Raw genomic sequence first — 16,828 nt, 5'->3', positions numbered from 1 at the left:
CTTCGGACCGGCTCCGGGAGGGATCGGCGGATGACCTGTGCCGCGTCGCGCCACACCCGTCTGCCTGGTCTCGTGCTGGGGCTATGCGCGGTGGTGGCATTGTCGGCGCGGGTCGCGGCGGGCCTTTGGCCAGATCATACCGACCCTCTCCATGTCCTTTCGGGGCTGTGCGTACTCGGCGCTTTCGCCGCGCTTGCCATGTTGCCGGGGCAGGAGGGCGGACCGGACAACGGTTCCATAGACAAGACGGAGACCCAAGCATGACCGATGCCTCCCCACACCCGGCGCCGCCCCGGTGGCCCGCCTTGCCCGGCGGCCCGCTGCGCGCGGCACTTCAGCCTGTTCTGTCACGGGTGGTAAACCGGATCGCGCGCCGGCATCCCGAGATGTTCGCACGCATCGCCCCCTACCAACAGGCCGATTTCATCGTTCTGGCCCGCGAGATGCCCTTTGCCCTGCATCTGCGCCCGGACCCGGACGCGCCCGTTTTTCGCGCGATTCCACGCGACCCTCTGCCGCCGCATGATGCGCGGATCGAGGGGCCGTTCATGCTGCTGTTGCGGTTGGTCGATGGCGAGGATGACGGCGACGCGGCGTTCTTTTCGCGCGATTTGACGATCTCGGGGAATACCGAGGCGGTGGTGTCGCTGCGCAATGCGCTGGATGACGTGGACGGGTCGATCGCGCAGGATACGGCCAACCTGTTTGGTCCGCCGGGCCGGATGGTCCTGAACGCCCTGCGCCGGAGGGCCGCGGCATGACCACGGGTGAACAGTTTTCCCAAGCTGGCGAGTTGGTTTGCCCCGCTGGCACCCCCGCCGCCCTGCGCACCGCCGTCGATGCCGGGGCGGATTCGGTGTATTGCGGCTTCCGCAATGCCACCAATGCCCGCAACTTCCCCGGGCTGAACTTCACGCCCGAAGAGCTTGAAGCCTCGGTCGCCTATGCCCATGCGCGCGGGGCCAAGGTGCTTTTGGCGCTCAATACATATCCGCCCGCCGGGCACGAGGCGCTTTGGCGCGACGCGGCGGAGGTCGCGGCACGCGTCGGTGTGGATGCCTGTATCGTGGCCGATATGGGCGTGGCCCGGCATATCGCCACCACGCATCCCGACCTGCGGCTGCACCTTTCGGTGCAGGCGGCGGCCTCCAGCCCCGAGGCGATCCGGTATTACTGTGAGAATTTCGGGGTCAAACGTGTGGTGCTGCCGCGCATCCTGACCATCCCCGAAATCCGCGCGATCAAGCAGGAAATCCCCTGCGAGATCGAGACCTTCATCTTTGGCAATCACGGCCTCATGGTCGAAGGGCGGTGCAGCCTGACCAACTGGATGACGGGGGAGTCCACGAATATGGACGGTGTCTGTTCGCCCGCCGCCAAGGTGACCTACGAGGAAGACGCCAATGGCGCGTTGCGTTCCTGTCTTGGTGGGTTCACCATCGACAGTTTCGCCAAGGGCGAAACGGCGGGCTATCCCACCATCTGCAAGGGGCGCTACACCGCCCCGCACCGGCCCGAGGGCTATTATGCTTTCGAAGAACCTGTCAGCCTGAACCTGTCGCGGCTTCTGCCCGATCTGATGGCGGCGGGGGTGCATGCCTTCAAGATCGAGGGGCGGCAGCGCTCGAAATCCTATGTCCGCAAGGTCGTGGGCGCCTTTCGCGAGGCGGTGGATACCGTGCGCGCCGGGGCCGAGCCGGACTTGGCCGACCTGATCGCGCTGACCGAGGGGCAGAAGGAAACGCAGGGCGCGTTTCAGACCAAGAAATGGAGATGAGCCGATGGAACTGACGCTTGGGCCGCTGGCCTATCACTGGACGCCCGAAAAACGCCGCGATTTCTATGCCCGGATTGCCGATGAGGCACCTGTGAGCACGGTTTACCTGGGCGAGGTGATCTGTTCCAAGCGCGCGCCCTTTTTCGAGCGCGAGTTGCCGCAGGTGATCGACCGGCTGGAGCGGGCGGGCAAGCGGGTGGTGCTGTCATCGCTGGCCGAAGTGATGCTCAAACGTGAACGGCAAGCCACTTCGGACCTGATGGACAGCGAGGGCCCCGAGGTCGAGGTCAACAATGCCGCGGGGCTCATGGCGCGGGGCGGGCGGGCGCATCGCATCGGGCCGTTCCTGAACGCCTATAGCGTGGCGACCATCGACTGGATGGCCGGGCAGGGGGCCACGCATGTCTGCCTTCCGCCGGAAATGCCGGGGGCCGCGGTGGGGGTCGCCGCCGAGGCCGCCCGCGATCTGGGCCTTGGCGTCGAGGTGCAGGCGTTTGGCCGCGCGCCGCTGGCCGTGTCGGCGCGGTGCTACCATGCGCGCGCCCATGGCCGGACGAAGGACAACTGCCAGTTCGTTTGCGAGGAGGACAGCGACGGGATGCCACTGGCCACGCGGGACGAACAGCCGATCCTCCGGGTGAACGGAATCCAGACGCAATCGGAAAGTTATATCGAGCTTTTGGCGGAATTGCCGGTGATGCGGGACATGGGTATCACCCATGCCCGCCTTTTGCCGCAGGACGTGGATATGGTGGCCGTGGCCCGGATTTTCGACGATGTGATGCAAGGCCGCAGCAGTGTCGAAGAGGGGCGCTCACGCCTTGGCGAGCTTTGTGTCGGCACGGGGTTCAGCAATGGGTTCTGGTATGGCGAAGCGGGCTATCGCCACATCGCCCGCCGGGCCGACGCGGCCTGATGGCGATGTTGGCCCCCGATCCGTTCGGAGCCAATGTTAGCCCGTGACGTCTTCGATCCATGTTTTCGCGGCGACGGCACGCGGAAAACCAAGGGGGCCGATCGACATCATCGCCACCTGCATCGCGTCGGCGCGGGAAACCGTGTCGCCGTCGGCGCGGCGCATGTGGGAATGGACGGCCCCTTCCGATCCTGCCCCGATAGCGAGGGCCAGTTTGACAAGCCGCCGCTCGCGGGCCGTTAACGGGCCGCATGTCGCGGTGGCTTCGCCCAGATCGGAATAGGATTTCCAGACATCGGGAAAGTCGTTTTGTAGGTCGCCAGCGGCGCCGGGAAGATCATCAGCCATGCATCGCTCCTCTCATGTCGAATAATTGTCGATCAGCGGATCAGGTTTTGCAAATCTCTCCAACTCGGACAGGTTCGTGATCTTCACGTCCTCGCCATCCACCTCGACACCATAGGCACGCAGGGCCTTGATGGCACGCGACAGGTTCTCGGGGGTCATGCCCAGAAAAGAGGCCAGACGCCGTTTCTCCATCTGCAATTTGAATTCTGAGGCCCCGTCCACCCGCCTGTGACAGCGCAGGAAATAATTGGCGACCCGTTCGATCGAGGTGCGCAGCTTGAGGTTCTTGGAGGTTTTCACGACCGAGCGGTAGCATTGTGCCAACTCGGTCACCACCGCCCGGGCAAAGCCGTTGTCCTGCTCGAACACCGCGCGGACATTGGGCGAGGGCAGCATGATGATGCGCGATTTCTCGGCGGTGCGTGCCGACATCAGATAGGGTGCGTCCTTGATCGTCGCCGCGAGAATGAAGGTCGAGATCGGGCGCACCGTCGCCATCGAGGTCTCGCGCCCGTTCCAGTTGGCATAGAGTTCGACGCTGCCGGAAAAAACGATGTGCAGAAAATCCGAGTGATCGCCCGCCGTTGTCAGGTCCACCTGCGGCGGAAAGGTTTGCACATAGGCGGCCTTGACCAAGTTCTGGAAGTTTTCCTCTTCCATGTCGCGGAACAAGGCAAGTTCGCGAATCGCCGGTATATCGTCTGCTCGCACGAGGCCTCCGAAACTGGGACTTCACATTGCTTGATGGGTCACTTGATAAATGTCAACCGCTGGATTGATGTCGATTTTCTTTGTGCCCAACATGTTTTTCAGGCGCGACCCAATCAAATTTGACGATCACTTATTTCGCCCAAGGGTGGGGGAACTTTTGATCTGGATCAACCAGTTTCCTCCCTTCGACGCGTTTTGGTGCCCCGGAAACGCGCCGCAGGAGACTGCGATGCATCTTAGGAGGGACCAATCATGAACTCGCTCGAAGGCGTAACTCGCACGGATCAATATCGTGCCCTTGGGCTGAGCACCTTCGCCTTTACCGTCTGCTTTGCCGTGTGGACGATTTTCTCGATCATCGGCGTGAAGATCAAAGGGGAACTCGGGCTTAGTGATACTCAATTTGGCCTGCTGGTGGCCACGCCGGTTTTGACCGGCTCGATCAGCCGGATTTTCCTGGGCGTCTGGACCGAACAGTTCGGCGGCCGGATCATGTTCCCGCTGCAAATGCTGATCACCGCCGTGGCCGTCTGGCTGCTGACTTCGGTACACAGTTACCCGGTGTTCCTGTTGGCGGCACTGGGCCTTGGCCTTGCGGGCGGCTCGTTCATCGTGGGCGTCGCCTATACCTCGCGCTGGTTCGAGAAAGAGCGTCAGGGCACGGCCCTTGGCATTTTCGGTGCTGGTAACGTGGGTGCGGCTGTTACCAACTTTGCCGCCCCGTTCCTCGTCGTCGCGCTTGGCTGGGAAGGGACCGCACGGGTCTATGCCGTGGTTCTGGCGATCACCGCTGTCCTGTTCTACCTGCTGGCCAAGACCGACCCCGAGCACGAGGCCCGCAAGGTAAGCGGTGAAGGTCCGGTTTCGACCGGTCAGCAACTCGAACCGCTGAAGAACATCCAGGTCTGGCGCTTTGCCACTTATTATTTCTTCGTCTTCGGCGCCTTCGTCGCCTTGGCCAGTTTCCTGCCGCGCTATTACGTGGGCGCTTATGGGCTCGAACTGACAACCGCGGGTGTCTTTGCAGGCCTCTACAGCCTTCCCGGTTCTGTCTTCCGCGCACTCGGGGGATGGATGTCGGACAAATGGGGCGCGCGTTCGGTCATGTACCTGACCTTCGTGGTGTCGCTGGTGGTCCTGTTCCTCATGAGCTACCCGCAGACCAGCTATGTCGTGCAAGGTATCACCGGCCCGATCGAGTTCAATTTCGGCCTGAGCGTCGGCGTCTTCGTCGCGCTGACCGTGGCGCTGGGCTTTGTCATGAGCCTTGGCAAGGCGGCCGTCTATAAGCACATCCCGGTCTACTACCCGCATCACGTGGGCTCGGTCGGGGGGCTGGTCGGCATGATCGGCGGCCTTGGCGGGTTCTTCCTGCCGATTGCCTTCGGGATGCTGCTGGACCTCACCGGGGTCTGGACCGCGCCCTTCATGCTGCTCTTCGTGCTGGTCGCGATCATGACCGTTTGGATGCATGTCGCCATCCGCCGTATGGAACGCCGCCGTCACCCGGCCCTCAAGGATGAGAAATACCTCTCGGACGTTCCCGAGACCCCTTTGGCCAAACCCGAGGCGTCAACCGTCGGCATGTCTGAAGCCGGACGCGCACGCCCTGCCGAATAACCCCTTCACGGCGCGACACGCGTGGTCGCGCCGCCCCGGAACCCAATTGAAAAGGACATATGACAAGATGTCTTCCGTATCGACAAACACCGGTAAACTGTTGACCGACTGGCGCCCCGAGGACAGCCAGTTCTGGAAACAAGACGGCGCACGGATTGCGCGACGCAACCTCTGGATCTCGATCCCGGCGCTGCTTCTGGCCTTCTCGGTCTGGATGGTCTGGTCGGTGGTGGTGGCCAAACTGCCCGCCATCGGCTTTGCCTTCACGACCGACCAACTGTTCTGGCTGGCGGCCCTGCCGGGCCTCAGCGGGGCCACGCTTCGCATTTTCTACAGCTTCATGGTGCCGATTTTCGGTGGGCGGCTGTGGACGACCCTCTCGACCGCCTCGTTGCTTTTGCCCGCTGTTGGCATAGGTTTTGCGGTGCAGAACCCCGACACGCCCTATTCGATGTTCCTGATCCTCGCGTTGCTGTGCGGGTTCGGCGGCGGCAATTTTGCCTCGTCGATGGCCAATATCGCCTATTTCTATCCGCGCGCCCAGAAGGGTAACGCCCTGGCGCTGAACGCGGGGCTGGGGAACCTCGGTGTGTCCGTGATGCAGTTCCTTGTGCCGGTTGTCATCACGGCCGGTGTCTTCGGCGCACTTGGCGGTGCACCGCAGGAGATTTCCGATGGCGGGCGCATCTGGTTGCAGAACGCGGGCTTTGTCTGGGTCCCCTTCCTCGTGATCGCGACCGTCGCGGCGTGGTTCGGCATGAACGACATCGCCGATGCCAAGGCCACCCTGTCGGACCAGCTGCAAATCCTGAAGCGCCGCCAGAACTGGATCATGTGCATCCTCTACACCGGCACTTTCGGCAGCTTCATCGGCTATGCAGCGGGCTTTCCCCTGCTGATGAAAACCCAGTTTCCCGAACTGGACATGCTGCACCTTGCCTTCCTCGGGCCGCTTGTCGGTGCTCTCAGCCGGGCAGCGACAGGGTGGATTTCGGACAAATGGGGCGGTGGCCGTGTGACGTTCTGGACCTTTGTCGGCATGATCGCCGCGGTCTATGGCGTGCTTCAGTTCCTGCCGCTGGGCGGTAGCGAGGGCAATTTCTGGGGCTTCTTCGCCTGCTTCATGGCGCTCTTCTTCCTCACCGGCGTGGGCAATGCCTCGACCTTCCAGATGATCCCGGTGATCATGCGTCGCGAAGTGGCCCGCCTGAACCCCGGACAGGAGGACAACGCCGCGCGCAAGCAATCCGAGCGTGAGGCCTCGTCGATCATCGCCTTCACGTCGGCCATCGCAGCCTACGGCGCCTTCTTCATTCCGAAAAGCTATGGCACTTCGATCGCCGCTACGGGCGGCCCGGCCGCCGCGCTTTGGGCTTTCCTGACCTTCTACGTCGTCTGCGCCCTGATCACCTTCGCCGTTTACACGCGCAAGGGTGGCATTCTTCACGACATCGAACGCGGTCAGACGACCACCGCGGCCTGAGCATAAACCCAAGGAGAACACCATGAGCCACCTGCTCGACAGATTGAACTTTCTCCAGTCGAAGGAATTGGAGCCGTTCGCCAATGGTCACGGTCAGGTCACGCGTGAAAGCCGTGACTGGGAGGATACCTACAGAAACCGCTGGCGGCACGACAAGATCGTGCGTTCGACCCACGGGGTGAACTGCACCGGCTCCTGTAGCTGGAAGATCTACGTGAAATCCGGGATCGTCACCTGGGAAACCCAGCAGACGGATTACCCGCGCACCCGCGCCGACCTGCCCAACCACGAACCGCGTGGCTGTGCCCGTGGCGCCAGCTATAGCTGGTACCTTTACAGTGCCAACCGGGTGAAAAACCCGCTGGTGCGCGGCAAGCTGATGAAAATCTGGCGCGACATGCGCAAGACCCTCAGCCCGATCGACGCATGGACCAAGCTGCAAAACGATCCGATCCTGCGCGCGACCTATGTCGAAACGCGCGGCAAGGGCGGCTTCGTGCGGGCCACTTGGGACGAGGCGACCGAGATCACCGCCGCCGCCAATGCCTATACCGCGAAAACCTATGGCCCCGACCGCGTCTTCGGCTTTTCGCCCATTCCCGCGATGTCGATGGTCAGCTACGCCGCCGGCTCGCGCTACCTGTCGCTTCTGGGCGGCACCTGCATGTCGTTCTACGACTGGTATTGCGATCTGCCGCCCGCCTCGCCGATGACATGGGGCGAACAGACCGACGTGCCGGAATCGGCGGACTGGTACAACGCCGGTTTCCTGCTGATCTGGGGGTCGAACGTGCCACAGACCCGCACACCGGACGCGCATTTCTATACCGAGGCGCGCTATCGCGGGACCAAGTCGGCAGTGATTTGCCCGGACTATTCCGAGGCATCGAAGTTCGGTGACATCTGGCTGGCCCCGCAGCAGGGCACCGATGCCGCGCTGGCCATGGCCATGGGCCATGTCATCCTGCGTGAATTCCACCTCGACCGGCAGGCAGCCTATTTCGAAGACTACTGCCGCAAGTATTCCGATATGCCCATGCTGGTGAAGCTGGAGGAAAAAGACGGCCAGCTGGTGCCCGGTCGCCTTCTGCGCGCCGATGATTTCGACGACAAGCTGGGCGAGGATAACAACCCCGAATGGAAGACAATCGCGCTGGATGGCAAATCGGGTAGCTACGTCGCGCCCAACGGCTCCATCGGGTATCGCTGGGGCGAGGACGGCGAATGGAACCTCGAAGAACGCGCCAACGGCGCCGACACCGAGCTGAAGATGTCGCTGATCCTCGATGAGGATCATGACGATGTGGTCGGCGTCGATTTCCCCTATTTCGGCGGCGTTGCCACAGAAAACTTCGTCAAATGCGATCACCCCGATGTCCTGACCCGCAATATCCCGGTCAAGACCGTCAAACTGGCCGAGGGCGAGGCACGTGTCGCCACCGTCTTTGACCTGTTCTGCGCCAACTATGGTCTGGATCGTGGGCTGGGCGGCGATTGGGTGGCCACGGAGTATGACGCCGACATTCCCTATACCCCGAAATGGGCCGAGAAGATCACCGGCGTTCCTGCTGACAAGATCGCCACCGTGGCCCGTGAATTCGCGCTCAATGCCGAAAAGACCAACGGCAAGTCGATGGTCATCCTCGGGGCTGGTCTGAACCACTGGTATCACATGGACATGAACTATCGCGGCATCATCAACATGCTGGTGATGTGCGGTTGTGTCGGCCAGTCGGGCGGCGGCTGGAGCCACTACGTGGGGCAGGAAAAACTGCGCCCGCAGACCGGCTGGCTTCCGCTGGCCTTCGGTCTGGATTGGGGGCGCCCGCCCCGGCACATGAACTCCACCTCGGCGTGGTATGCCCACACTGACCAATGGCGTTACGAGACATTGACCGCCGACGAAATCCTGTCGCCCACGGCCCCCGAGGGCGACTGGGACGCCAGCATGATCGATTACAACATCCGGGCCGAGCGGATGGGCTGGCTTCCGTCGGCGCCGCAGCTCAAGCAGAACCCGCTTGAGGTGGCCAAGGCCGCCAAGGCGGCGGGGCAGGAGCCGCGCGACTATATCGCCGACAAGCTCAAGTCCGGCGAACTGGAAATGTCCTGCGAAGACCCCGACGCGCCCGAGAACTGGCCGCGGAACCTCTTCGTGTGGCGGTCCAACCTGTTGGGCAGTTCTGGCAAGGGGCACGAATATTTCCTCAAGCACCTGCTGGGCACTGACAACGGCGTCATGGGCAAGGATCTGGGCGAGGAAGGCGGCCAGAAGCCGAAAGAGGCCAAGTGGCACGATGAGGCCCCGCAAGGCAAGCTCGACCTGCTGGTCACCATCGACTTCCGCATGTCCACCACGGCGGTCTATTCCGACATCGTCCTGCCGACGGCAAGCTGGTACGAAAAGAACGACCTGAACACCTCGGACATGCACCCCTTCATCCACCCGCTTCAAGCGGCGGTGGACCCGGCCTACGAGTCGAAGTCGGATTGGGAAATCTTCAAGGCCGTCGCCAAGAAGGTGCAGGAGATCGTGCCGGGATACCTGGGGCAGGAAACCGACGTTGTCGCGCTGCCCATCCTGCACGACACGCCCGCCGAGATCGCACAGGACCAGGTGAAGGACTGGAAGAAAGGCGAATGTGACCTGATCCCGGGTAAGACCGCGCCCAACTATGTGCCGGTCGAGCGGGACTATACCGCGATCTACGATCGCTTCACGGCACTTGGCCCCCTGATGGAAAACGTCGGCAACGGCGGCAAGGGCATCTCATGGGACACCAAGGACGAGGTGAAGCACCTGCGCGACCTCAACGGTGTTCACGCCGAGGGTGCGAACGAGGGCCTCGCCAAGATCGAAACCGACATCGACGCGACCGAGGTGATCCTGATGCTGGCCCCCGAGACCAACGGCGAAGTGGCCGTCAAGGCATGGGAGCAACTGGGCAAGGCCACCGGCCAGAAACACGAGCATCTGGCCGAGGGGCAGGAGCACGTCAAGATCCGCTTCCGCGATATTGCCGCACAGCCGCGCAAGATTATCAGTTCGCCCACGTGGTCGGGCATCGAAAGCGAGGAGGTCTGCTATAACGCCGGTTACACCAACGTCCACGAGCTGATCCCGTGGCGCACCCTGACGGGCCGTCAGCAGCTTTATCAGGATCACCTTTGGATGCGGGCCTTCGGCGAAGGCTTCGTCGGCTACCGTCCGCCGGTTGACCTCAAGACCATCACCAAATCGGTGCAGGATGACGGCGACAGCCTTGTGCTCAACTTCATCACACCGCACCAGAAATGGGGCATCCACTCCACCTATACCGACAACCTGTTGATGCTCACGCTCAACCGGGGCGGCCCGGTGGTCTGGATTTCCGAGGTCGACGCGAAAAAGGCCGGGATCGAGGATAACGACTGGATCGAAGCCTACAACGTCAACGGGGCGCTCACCGCCCGCGCGGTCGTCAGCCAGCGGATGCGCGAAGGCACGGTCTTCATGTATCACGCGCAGGAAAAGATCGTGAACACGCCCGGATCGGAAAAAACCGGCAAGCGCGGCGGTATCCACAACTCGGTCACGCGCGCGGTGCTCAAGCCGACACATATGATCGGCGGATACGCGCAGCAGTCCTATGGTTTCAACTACTACGGAACCGTGGGGTCGAACCGCGATGAATTCGTCGTTGTCCGGAAAATGAAAAAGGTCGACTGGCTCGACCGTGAAGCGACCGCAAAGGAGGCCGCAGAATGAGAGTACGTGCACAAATCGGCATGGTGCTGAACCTCGATAAATGCATCGGGTGCCACACCTGCTCTGTCACCTGCAAGAACGTCTGGACCAGTCGCGATGGTGTCGAATACGCCTGGTTCAACAACGTCGAAACCAAGCCCGGCGTGGGCTATCCCAAGGACTGGGAAAACCAAAGCCGCTGGAACGGCGGCTGGGAGCGGACCAAATCGGGCAAGCTGCAACCCAAGCAGGGCTCGAAGTGGCGTATCCTGGCCAATATGTTCGGCAACCCGGACCTGCCCGAGATCGACGACTATTACGAGCCCTTCGATTTCGACTATGACCACCTGAAATCGGCCCCCGAAATGGAGGCCTTCCCCACCGCGCGCCCGCGCTCGAAAATCTCGGGTGAGCGGATGGAGAAGATCGAACACGGCCCCAACTGGGAGGAAATCCTTGGCGGCGAGTTTTCGAAACGCTCGAAGGACTACAACTTTGAAGGCGTGCAGAAGGACATCTACGGGGAGTATGAAAACACCTTCATGATGTACCTGCCGCGCCTGTGCGAGCATTGCCTCAACCCGGCCTGCGCGGCCTCGTGCCCCTCGGGCGCGATCTACAAGCGCGAGGAAGACGGTATCGTCCTGATTGACCAGGAAAAATGCCGAGGCTGGCGGATGTGTGTCTCGGGCTGCCCCTACAAGAAGATCTACTACAACTGGGAAAGCGGCAAATCCGAGAAATGCACCCTGTGCTATCCCCGCATCGAATCCGGCAACCCAACGGTCTGTTCGGAAACCTGCGTGGGGCGCATCCGGTATCTCGGCGTGATGCTCTATGATGCCGACAAGATCGACACGGCGGCCAATGCCCCCAGCGAACAGGATCTTTACGACGCGCAGCTTGACGTGTTCCTCGATCCCAACGACCCGGTGGTGATCGAGACTGCCCGCGCCGACGGTATCCCCGAGGACTGGATCAAGGCGGCACAGGAAAGCCCGATCTGGAAAATGGCGATGGAATGGAAGGTCGCCTTCCCGCTGCACCCCGAATACCGCACGCTGCCGATGGTCTGGTACATCCCGCCCCTCAGCCCGATCCAGAACGCCGCCGAGGCGGGCAAGATCGGCCACGACGGCGAAATGCCCGACGTGCGGTCTCTGCGTATCCCCGTGCGCTATCTGGCGAACATGCTGACGGCGGGGGATGAAGAACCCGTGGTTCAGGCGCTTGAACGGATGTCGGCCATGCGGACCTATATGCGCGCCAAAACGGTTGATGGTGTCATCGACGAGGCCATCGCGGCCCGCGTCGGCCTGTCGGGCCGGGTGATCGAGGATATGTACAAGATCATGGCGCTGGCCGATTACGAGGACCGTTTCGTGATCCCGACCACGCACCGCGAACAGGTCGAAGAAGCCTATGACCTGCGCGGTGGCTGCGGCTTTACCGATGGCAACGGCTGTTCGACGGGCATCTCCAAAGGCTCGCTGTTTGGCGGCAAACGCAAACCCCTGAAAATGCCGGAGGCGATGTGATGATGGATCGTAGTCTGAAAGCCATATCGCTTTTGCTGAGCTATCCCACGACCGAACTTCAGGCGGCCATGCCGGAAATCGGGGCCGTGCTGGCCTCGGACACGCGCCTGACGGCGGCGGCGCGGCGCGAATTGCGCCCGCTGGTGGACTGGCTTCAAAGCGGTGACATCTTCGAGGTACAGGAGACCTACGTGGGCCTTTTCGATCGCTCGCGGACCCTGTCGCTCAACCTCTTCGAGCACGTCCACGGTGAAAGCCGTGACCGGGGCGGCGCCATGGTCAGCCTTGTCGAGATGTACCGCGATGCGGGCTTTGATCCGGTCACCTCGGAACTGCCCGATCACCTTCCCGTCCTTCTGGAATTCCTGGCAACGCGTCCCTTCACTGAAGTCCAGGAAACGCTGGCGGACGCGGCCCATATCCTTGCGGCGCTTCGTGACCGGCTTGCCCGGCGCGAAAGCCCTTATGGTGCCGTGTTCGCCAGCCTCTTGCAGATCGCCGGGGTCAAGGCCGATGCCGGGGCCGTTGCCGAGTTGCTGGAGCAACCGGATGACGACCCGTCGGACCTCGAGGCGCTCGATGCCGTCTGGGAAGAAACCGAAGTCACCTTCGGCCCCGATCCCAATGGCGGCTGTCCGCAGGTGCGCGACATGCTCGCCAAGATGGACACACCTGTTAACCCCGCGCCGGGCCACGCCGCCCCCGCGGCTGAGTGATGGAGGCTCAGATGCATAATTTCCTTTTCGGAATTTACCCCTATATCGCGCTGTCGGTCATGATCTTCGGGTCGATCGCGCGCTATGAGACCGAACCCTTCACGTGGAAATCCAGCTCCAGTCAGCTTTTGCGCCGCAAGCAGCTGATCATCGGCTCGGTGTTGTTTCACGTCGGGGTCCTGATCATCTTCGTCGGTCACCTCGTGGGGCTGCTCACGCCGATTTGGGTCTTCGACGCCATCGGCATCAGCCACGGGGCCAAGCAGCTTCTGGCGGTGATCGCGGGCGGCATCGCCGGGATCATAGCGCTGCTGGGCGGCGGGATGCTGTTCCATCGTCGCTGGACCGATCCGCGCATTCGCCGTACCTCGACCGTGGCCGACATCGGCATTCTCGGGCTGTTGCTGGCGCAATTGGTCTTGGGGTTGGGCACGATTTTCGTGTCGCTTCAGCACCTCGACGGGTATGAGATGACCAAGTTCATGTCATGGGCGCTGGGCATCGTGACCTTCGACGGTCAGGCCGCCAGCTATATTCAGGACGTGGCCTTCATCTTCAAGCTGCACCTGTTCCTCGGTCTCACGATCTTCCTGCTGGTGCCGTTCACGCGGCTTGTGCATATCGCATCGGGGCTGGCCGCGCCGTTCCGCTACCTGCTGACGCGCCGGGGGTATCAGATCGTGCGCTCGCGCCGGTCTTCGGCCTTGGCTGCACGCAACAAAACCCCGGCGGAGTGATCCCATGGCCAACCCGCTTTTCCCCGATATCGTCGTCAACGGAACGACCCTTTCTGCCGCGTCCATCGCGGCAGAAGCCCAAAACCACCCCGCACCGCAGGGCAAGCCCGGCCTTGCCTGGCGCCGCGCGGCGCGGGCGCTGGCCATCCGGCAGCTTCTGCTTGAACAGGCCGACCGGCTGGAGATTGCAGCTGCCCCGCGCGAACTGGCCCCCGGCAAGCTGGAAACCGATGACGAGGCACGCATTCGCGAGGTGCTCGAACAGGTGATCGACCCGGCCCCGGTGACCGAGGCCGACCTGCACGCATTGTATGACCGCGACCCCGGCCGCTACCGTGCGCCCACGCTCTATCAGCCTGCCCATATCCTGTTTGCTGTCCCCGCCGGGGACGACGCGCAGCGCGCGGCGGCCCGGCAACAGGCCGACGAGGTGCTGTCTCAACTACACGAGAACCCGCGCCGGTTTGGCGACCTTGCGGCAAAGCACAGTGCCTGCTCGTCCCGCGATGTCGGTGGCCAGCTCGGGCAACTCAGCAGCGGCGATACCGTGCCCGAGTTCGAGGCGGCGATGGATGCCGCCCCCGTGGGCGAGGTGCACGACAGCCCGGTCGAGACGCGCTATGGCCTGCATATCCTGCGTATGGATGCCCGCGCCGAGGGAGATGTCCTGCCGTTCGAGGCGGTGCGGGGGCGCCTGCGCGAGGCCTGCGAAAAGGCCAACTGGGCCCGCGCGGCGCATGTTTATGTCACCGGCCTTTTGGACGAGGCCCGGATATCCGGCATGGACCTGCAACAGGTGGCCTGACGGGGATGGAGCGGGCTGCGGCATATCCCGATGACGGCGCTGGGCGCGGCGAGGCGTGCCCGGGCCTGCGCGCCAATCCGCTGGACCAGATCGCGGACGAGCATATGGAACAGCGGGTGATGTGCTGCGATCTGGAAACTCTTGTGCATTGCGCGCACCCGCCGCAGGCCCGGGCCATCGCCATCCTGACGCATCTGACAACGGTCTTGCCGCGTCATGTCGCGGATGAGGAAGAAGACCTCTTCCCGCTCTTGCGCCGCCGCGCCGCGCCCGACGACGAAATCCATGAGACCCTCGCGCAACTTCTGGCCGATCACGATGAAAGCGAAACGTCGCTGGACCGCGTGGTGCAGGCCCTGCGACGGGTGTTGTCCTCAAATACCGCCTTCACCGATGACGAGGTTGCTGATGCCGTGGCCTTCGCGACGCATGAACGCCGCCACCTGATCGTGGAAAACGCGATCGTCCTGCCCTTGGCCCGTGGTCTGCTGACCAAGGATGATCTGAAAACCCTGCGCCTGCGCATGGCCCTGCGGCGCAGCGGCCCCGACAGTGAGGAGACCTGACATGCTCAAGGACCTGCTCAAGCGCAACAAGGACTGGTCCATCGACCGCACCGCACGGGAGCCGGGCTATTTTGCCCGGCTGGCCACGCGACAATCGCCCGAGTTTTTCTGGATCGGCTGTTCCGACAGCCGCGTGCCCGCCAATGTGGTTGCGGGGCTGGACCCCGGCGAGGTCTTCGTCCACCGTAACGTGGCGAACGTGGTGCATTCCTCTGACATGAACCTGCTCAGCGCGCTGGAGTTCGCGGTCGATGCCCTGAATATCCGCGAGATCATCGTGTGCGGGCATTATGGGTGTGGTGGGGTGAAGGCCGCGACCGAGGATTTGCCGCATGGACTGGCCGACCACTGGCTTGAACCCATCCGGCGGCTGGCGCGGCAGTATTCGATCGATCTGGCGCAGGCCAAGACCCCCGAGGCGCACCGCGACCGTCTGGCCGAGTTGAACGTGATCGAGGGCGTCCTGCGCGTTTCGGAAACCCCGATATTGCAACGGGCCTGGGCGCGGGGGGATAGGATCGCGGTGCATGGGCTGATCTATGGGCTCAAGGACGGCCTGCTGCGCGACCTGGATTGCACGGTTGCGCGCGGGGAAAACGAAAGGAGGGCGGCAGAATGACCGTTTTCGAGAAACTACAGGCCGCGGCTTGTGACTGCGATCAGTCGGGCCATTCGATGATGTCGGTGCGTGATGCGGTGCAGGCCGCGCTTTCGCTGGCCGCGCCGGTGGAGGGAACCGAGGTGTTGCCACTGGCCGCCGCGCGGGGGCGCGTTCTTGCTTTACCCGTAACGGCAGGGGCAGACATGCCGCGCTTCGATAATTCCGGGATGGATGGATATGCCCTTCGCCATGAGGATCTTGGCCATGATGGATGGATTCCTGTAGCCGGGGTCAGTGCGGCGGGGGATGCGACCAAGGATTTGCCTGCCGGGGTCGCCATGCGGATCTATACCGGCGCCCCCCTGCCGCGCGGGGCCGATACCGTGGTCATGCAGGAAAAGGTTGAGCGTACAGGCGATGAAATACGTCTGATCGCGCCCTGTGATCAAGGCGGCAATATTCGCAAGCAGGGCGAAGATCGACGTGCCGGTGATGACCTGTTGTCGATCGGCGCAACGCTGGATGCCAAGGCACTCGCGCTCTGCGCCGGGGCCGGGGCGGGGCAGGTCACCGTCTATCGCCGCCCGCGCATCGCCATGGTTTTGACCGGAGACGAGATCACCCCGGCGGGTGAGCCCCTGACCGGTGGCGCGATTTGGGATGTGAACGGGCCGATGCTCGATGCCCTGTGTGACGAGGCGGGAGTCGAGGTCGTGGAGACCCGATATGTGGCGGATACGCGCGCGGATATGGCCTCGGCTTTGGGTGACCTTGCCTGTCATGTCGATATGATCGTGACCTCGGGGGGCGTGTCCGTGGGCGACCGCGATCATGTGGCCGGTGCCTTGCACGACATCGGCGCCAAGACTGTCGTGGCCGGTGTTGCCATCAAGCCGGGCAAGCCTGTTACGGTAGCTAATGTGGACGGGGCGCTTGTTCTCGGCCTTCCGGGCAACCCTGTTTCGGCCTTCGTGACGTGGCATGTGCTGGGCCGTCCGCTTGCGGCGCGGCTGGCGGGCAAGACGGGGGCAGTGGACACGCGCTGGCATGTACGCGCCGCCACAGCCCTGTCGCATAAGCTCGGGCGGTGTGAATACCGGCCCGCGCGGATCACGGGCTATGACGGAGACGGCCATCAGGTCATCGCCTGTTCCGATCATATGCATTCGGCCGATCTGGGGCCCTTGGCCGGGGCTGACGGGTTGGTCCTGATTCCCGGCGATGTCGAACAGTTGCGGCAGGGGGATTTGCTGGAATTCCTGCCGTTCAAAGCCCAGTCTTGA

At 62.9% G+C, this 16,828-nt stretch carries 15 protein-coding genes; 13 read left to right on the top strand and 2 right to left on the bottom strand.

All coding sequences use genetic code 11. The features are described from left to right. Window positions 1–260: 260 nt before the first annotated feature. The 3 genes from ubiT to ubiV are packed head-to-tail and all read left to right on the top strand — an operon-like array spanning window position 261 to window position 2,693. Window positions 261–761 (top strand): ubiquinone anaerobic biosynthesis accessory factor UbiT, encoded by a 501-nt coding sequence (ubiT, locus tag FDP25_RS04545; protein ID WP_154149350.1) that lies wholly within the window; start codon window positions 261–263, stop codon window positions 759–761. Continuing rightward, entirely contained in the window at window positions 758–1,777 is a 1,020-nt protein-coding gene (ubiU, locus tag FDP25_RS04540) for a ubiquinone anaerobic biosynthesis protein UbiU (RefSeq protein WP_154149349.1), read from the top strand. The genes ubiT and ubiU overlap by 4 nt, the downstream gene beginning before the upstream one ends. A gap of 4 nt (window positions 1,778–1,781) precedes the next feature. Next, window positions 1,782–2,693 (top strand): ubiquinone anaerobic biosynthesis protein UbiV, encoded by a 912-nt coding sequence (ubiV, locus tag FDP25_RS04535; RefSeq protein WP_154149347.1) that lies wholly within the window; start codon window positions 1,782–1,784, stop codon window positions 2,691–2,693. A 36-nt stretch (window positions 2,694–2,729) separates the two neighbouring features. Here ubiV and FDP25_RS04530 read toward each other — a convergent pair whose 3' ends face one another. Continuing rightward, window positions 2,730–3,041 (bottom strand): carboxymuconolactone decarboxylase family protein, encoded by a 312-nt coding sequence (locus FDP25_RS04530; protein WP_154149346.1) that lies wholly within the window; start codon window positions 3,039–3,041, stop codon window positions 2,730–2,732. Window positions 3,042–3,053: 12 nt separating this feature from the next. Further along, complete coding sequence (locus FDP25_RS04525) at window positions 3,054–3,752, bottom strand: helix-turn-helix domain-containing protein (RefSeq protein ID WP_343031958.1); 699 nt, start codon at window positions 3,750–3,752, stop codon at window positions 3,054–3,056. Window positions 3,753–4,004: 252 nt separating this feature from the next. Between FDP25_RS04525 and FDP25_RS04520 the strand changes: the two genes are divergently transcribed. From FDP25_RS04520 to FDP25_RS04475, 10 genes are all read left to right on the top strand, one after another. Then, entirely contained in the window at window positions 4,005–5,372 is a 1,368-nt protein-coding gene (locus FDP25_RS04520; protein ID WP_154149344.1) for an MFS transporter, read from the top strand. A 100-nt stretch (window positions 5,373–5,472) separates the two neighbouring features. Then, window positions 5,473–6,855, top strand: coding sequence for a NarK family nitrate/nitrite MFS transporter (locus tag FDP25_RS04515; protein ID WP_281350448.1), 1,383 nt, complete (start codon window positions 5,473–5,475; stop codon window positions 6,853–6,855). 22 nt (window positions 6,856–6,877) lie between these two features. After that, window positions 6,878–10,603 (top strand): nitrate reductase subunit alpha, encoded by a 3,726-nt coding sequence (locus FDP25_RS04510; protein WP_154149339.1) that lies wholly within the window; start codon window positions 6,878–6,880, stop codon window positions 10,601–10,603. After that, window positions 10,600–12,120, top strand: coding sequence for a nitrate reductase subunit beta (narH, locus tag FDP25_RS04505; protein WP_154149337.1), 1,521 nt, complete (start codon window positions 10,600–10,602; stop codon window positions 12,118–12,120). Before FDP25_RS04510 ends, narH begins: the two co-directional genes overlap by 4 nt. Before the next feature lie 2 nt (window positions 12,121–12,122). Continuing rightward, window positions 12,123–12,836 carry a nitrate reductase molybdenum cofactor assembly chaperone gene (gene narJ / locus FDP25_RS04500; RefSeq protein ID WP_154153105.1) on the top strand — a complete coding sequence of 238 codons (714 nt, stop codon included), beginning with the start codon at window positions 12,123–12,125 and terminating at the stop codon, window positions 12,834–12,836. Between the two features lie 11 nt (window positions 12,837–12,847). Continuing rightward, entirely contained in the window at window positions 12,848–13,573 is a 726-nt protein-coding gene (gene narI / locus FDP25_RS04495) for a respiratory nitrate reductase subunit gamma (protein ID WP_154149336.1), read from the top strand. A 4-nt stretch (window positions 13,574–13,577) separates the two neighbouring features. After that, a complete protein-coding gene (locus tag FDP25_RS04490; RefSeq protein ID WP_154149334.1) occupies window positions 13,578–14,378 on the top strand; it encodes a peptidylprolyl isomerase in 801 nt (266 codons plus the stop codon). Between the two features lie 5 nt (window positions 14,379–14,383). After that, complete coding sequence (locus tag FDP25_RS04485; protein ID WP_154149332.1) at window positions 14,384–14,944, top strand: hemerythrin domain-containing protein; 561 nt, start codon at window positions 14,384–14,386, stop codon at window positions 14,942–14,944. 1 nt (window position 14,945) lies between these two features. Continuing rightward, complete coding sequence (locus tag FDP25_RS04480; RefSeq protein WP_154149330.1) at window positions 14,946–15,563, top strand: carbonic anhydrase; 618 nt, start codon at window positions 14,946–14,948, stop codon at window positions 15,561–15,563. Then, entirely contained in the window at window positions 15,560–16,828 is a 1,269-nt protein-coding gene (locus tag FDP25_RS04475) for a molybdopterin molybdotransferase MoeA (RefSeq protein WP_154149328.1), read from the top strand. The genes FDP25_RS04480 and FDP25_RS04475 overlap by 4 nt, the downstream gene beginning before the upstream one ends.

The organism is Roseovarius bejariae, from assembly GCF_009669325.1.
GTDB lineage: Bacteria > Pseudomonadota > Alphaproteobacteria > Rhodobacterales > Rhodobacteraceae > Roseovarius > Roseovarius bejariae.
The sequence above is the reverse complement of the archived record's forward strand: the minus strand, read 5'-3'. Positions and strand labels throughout refer to the sequence as shown.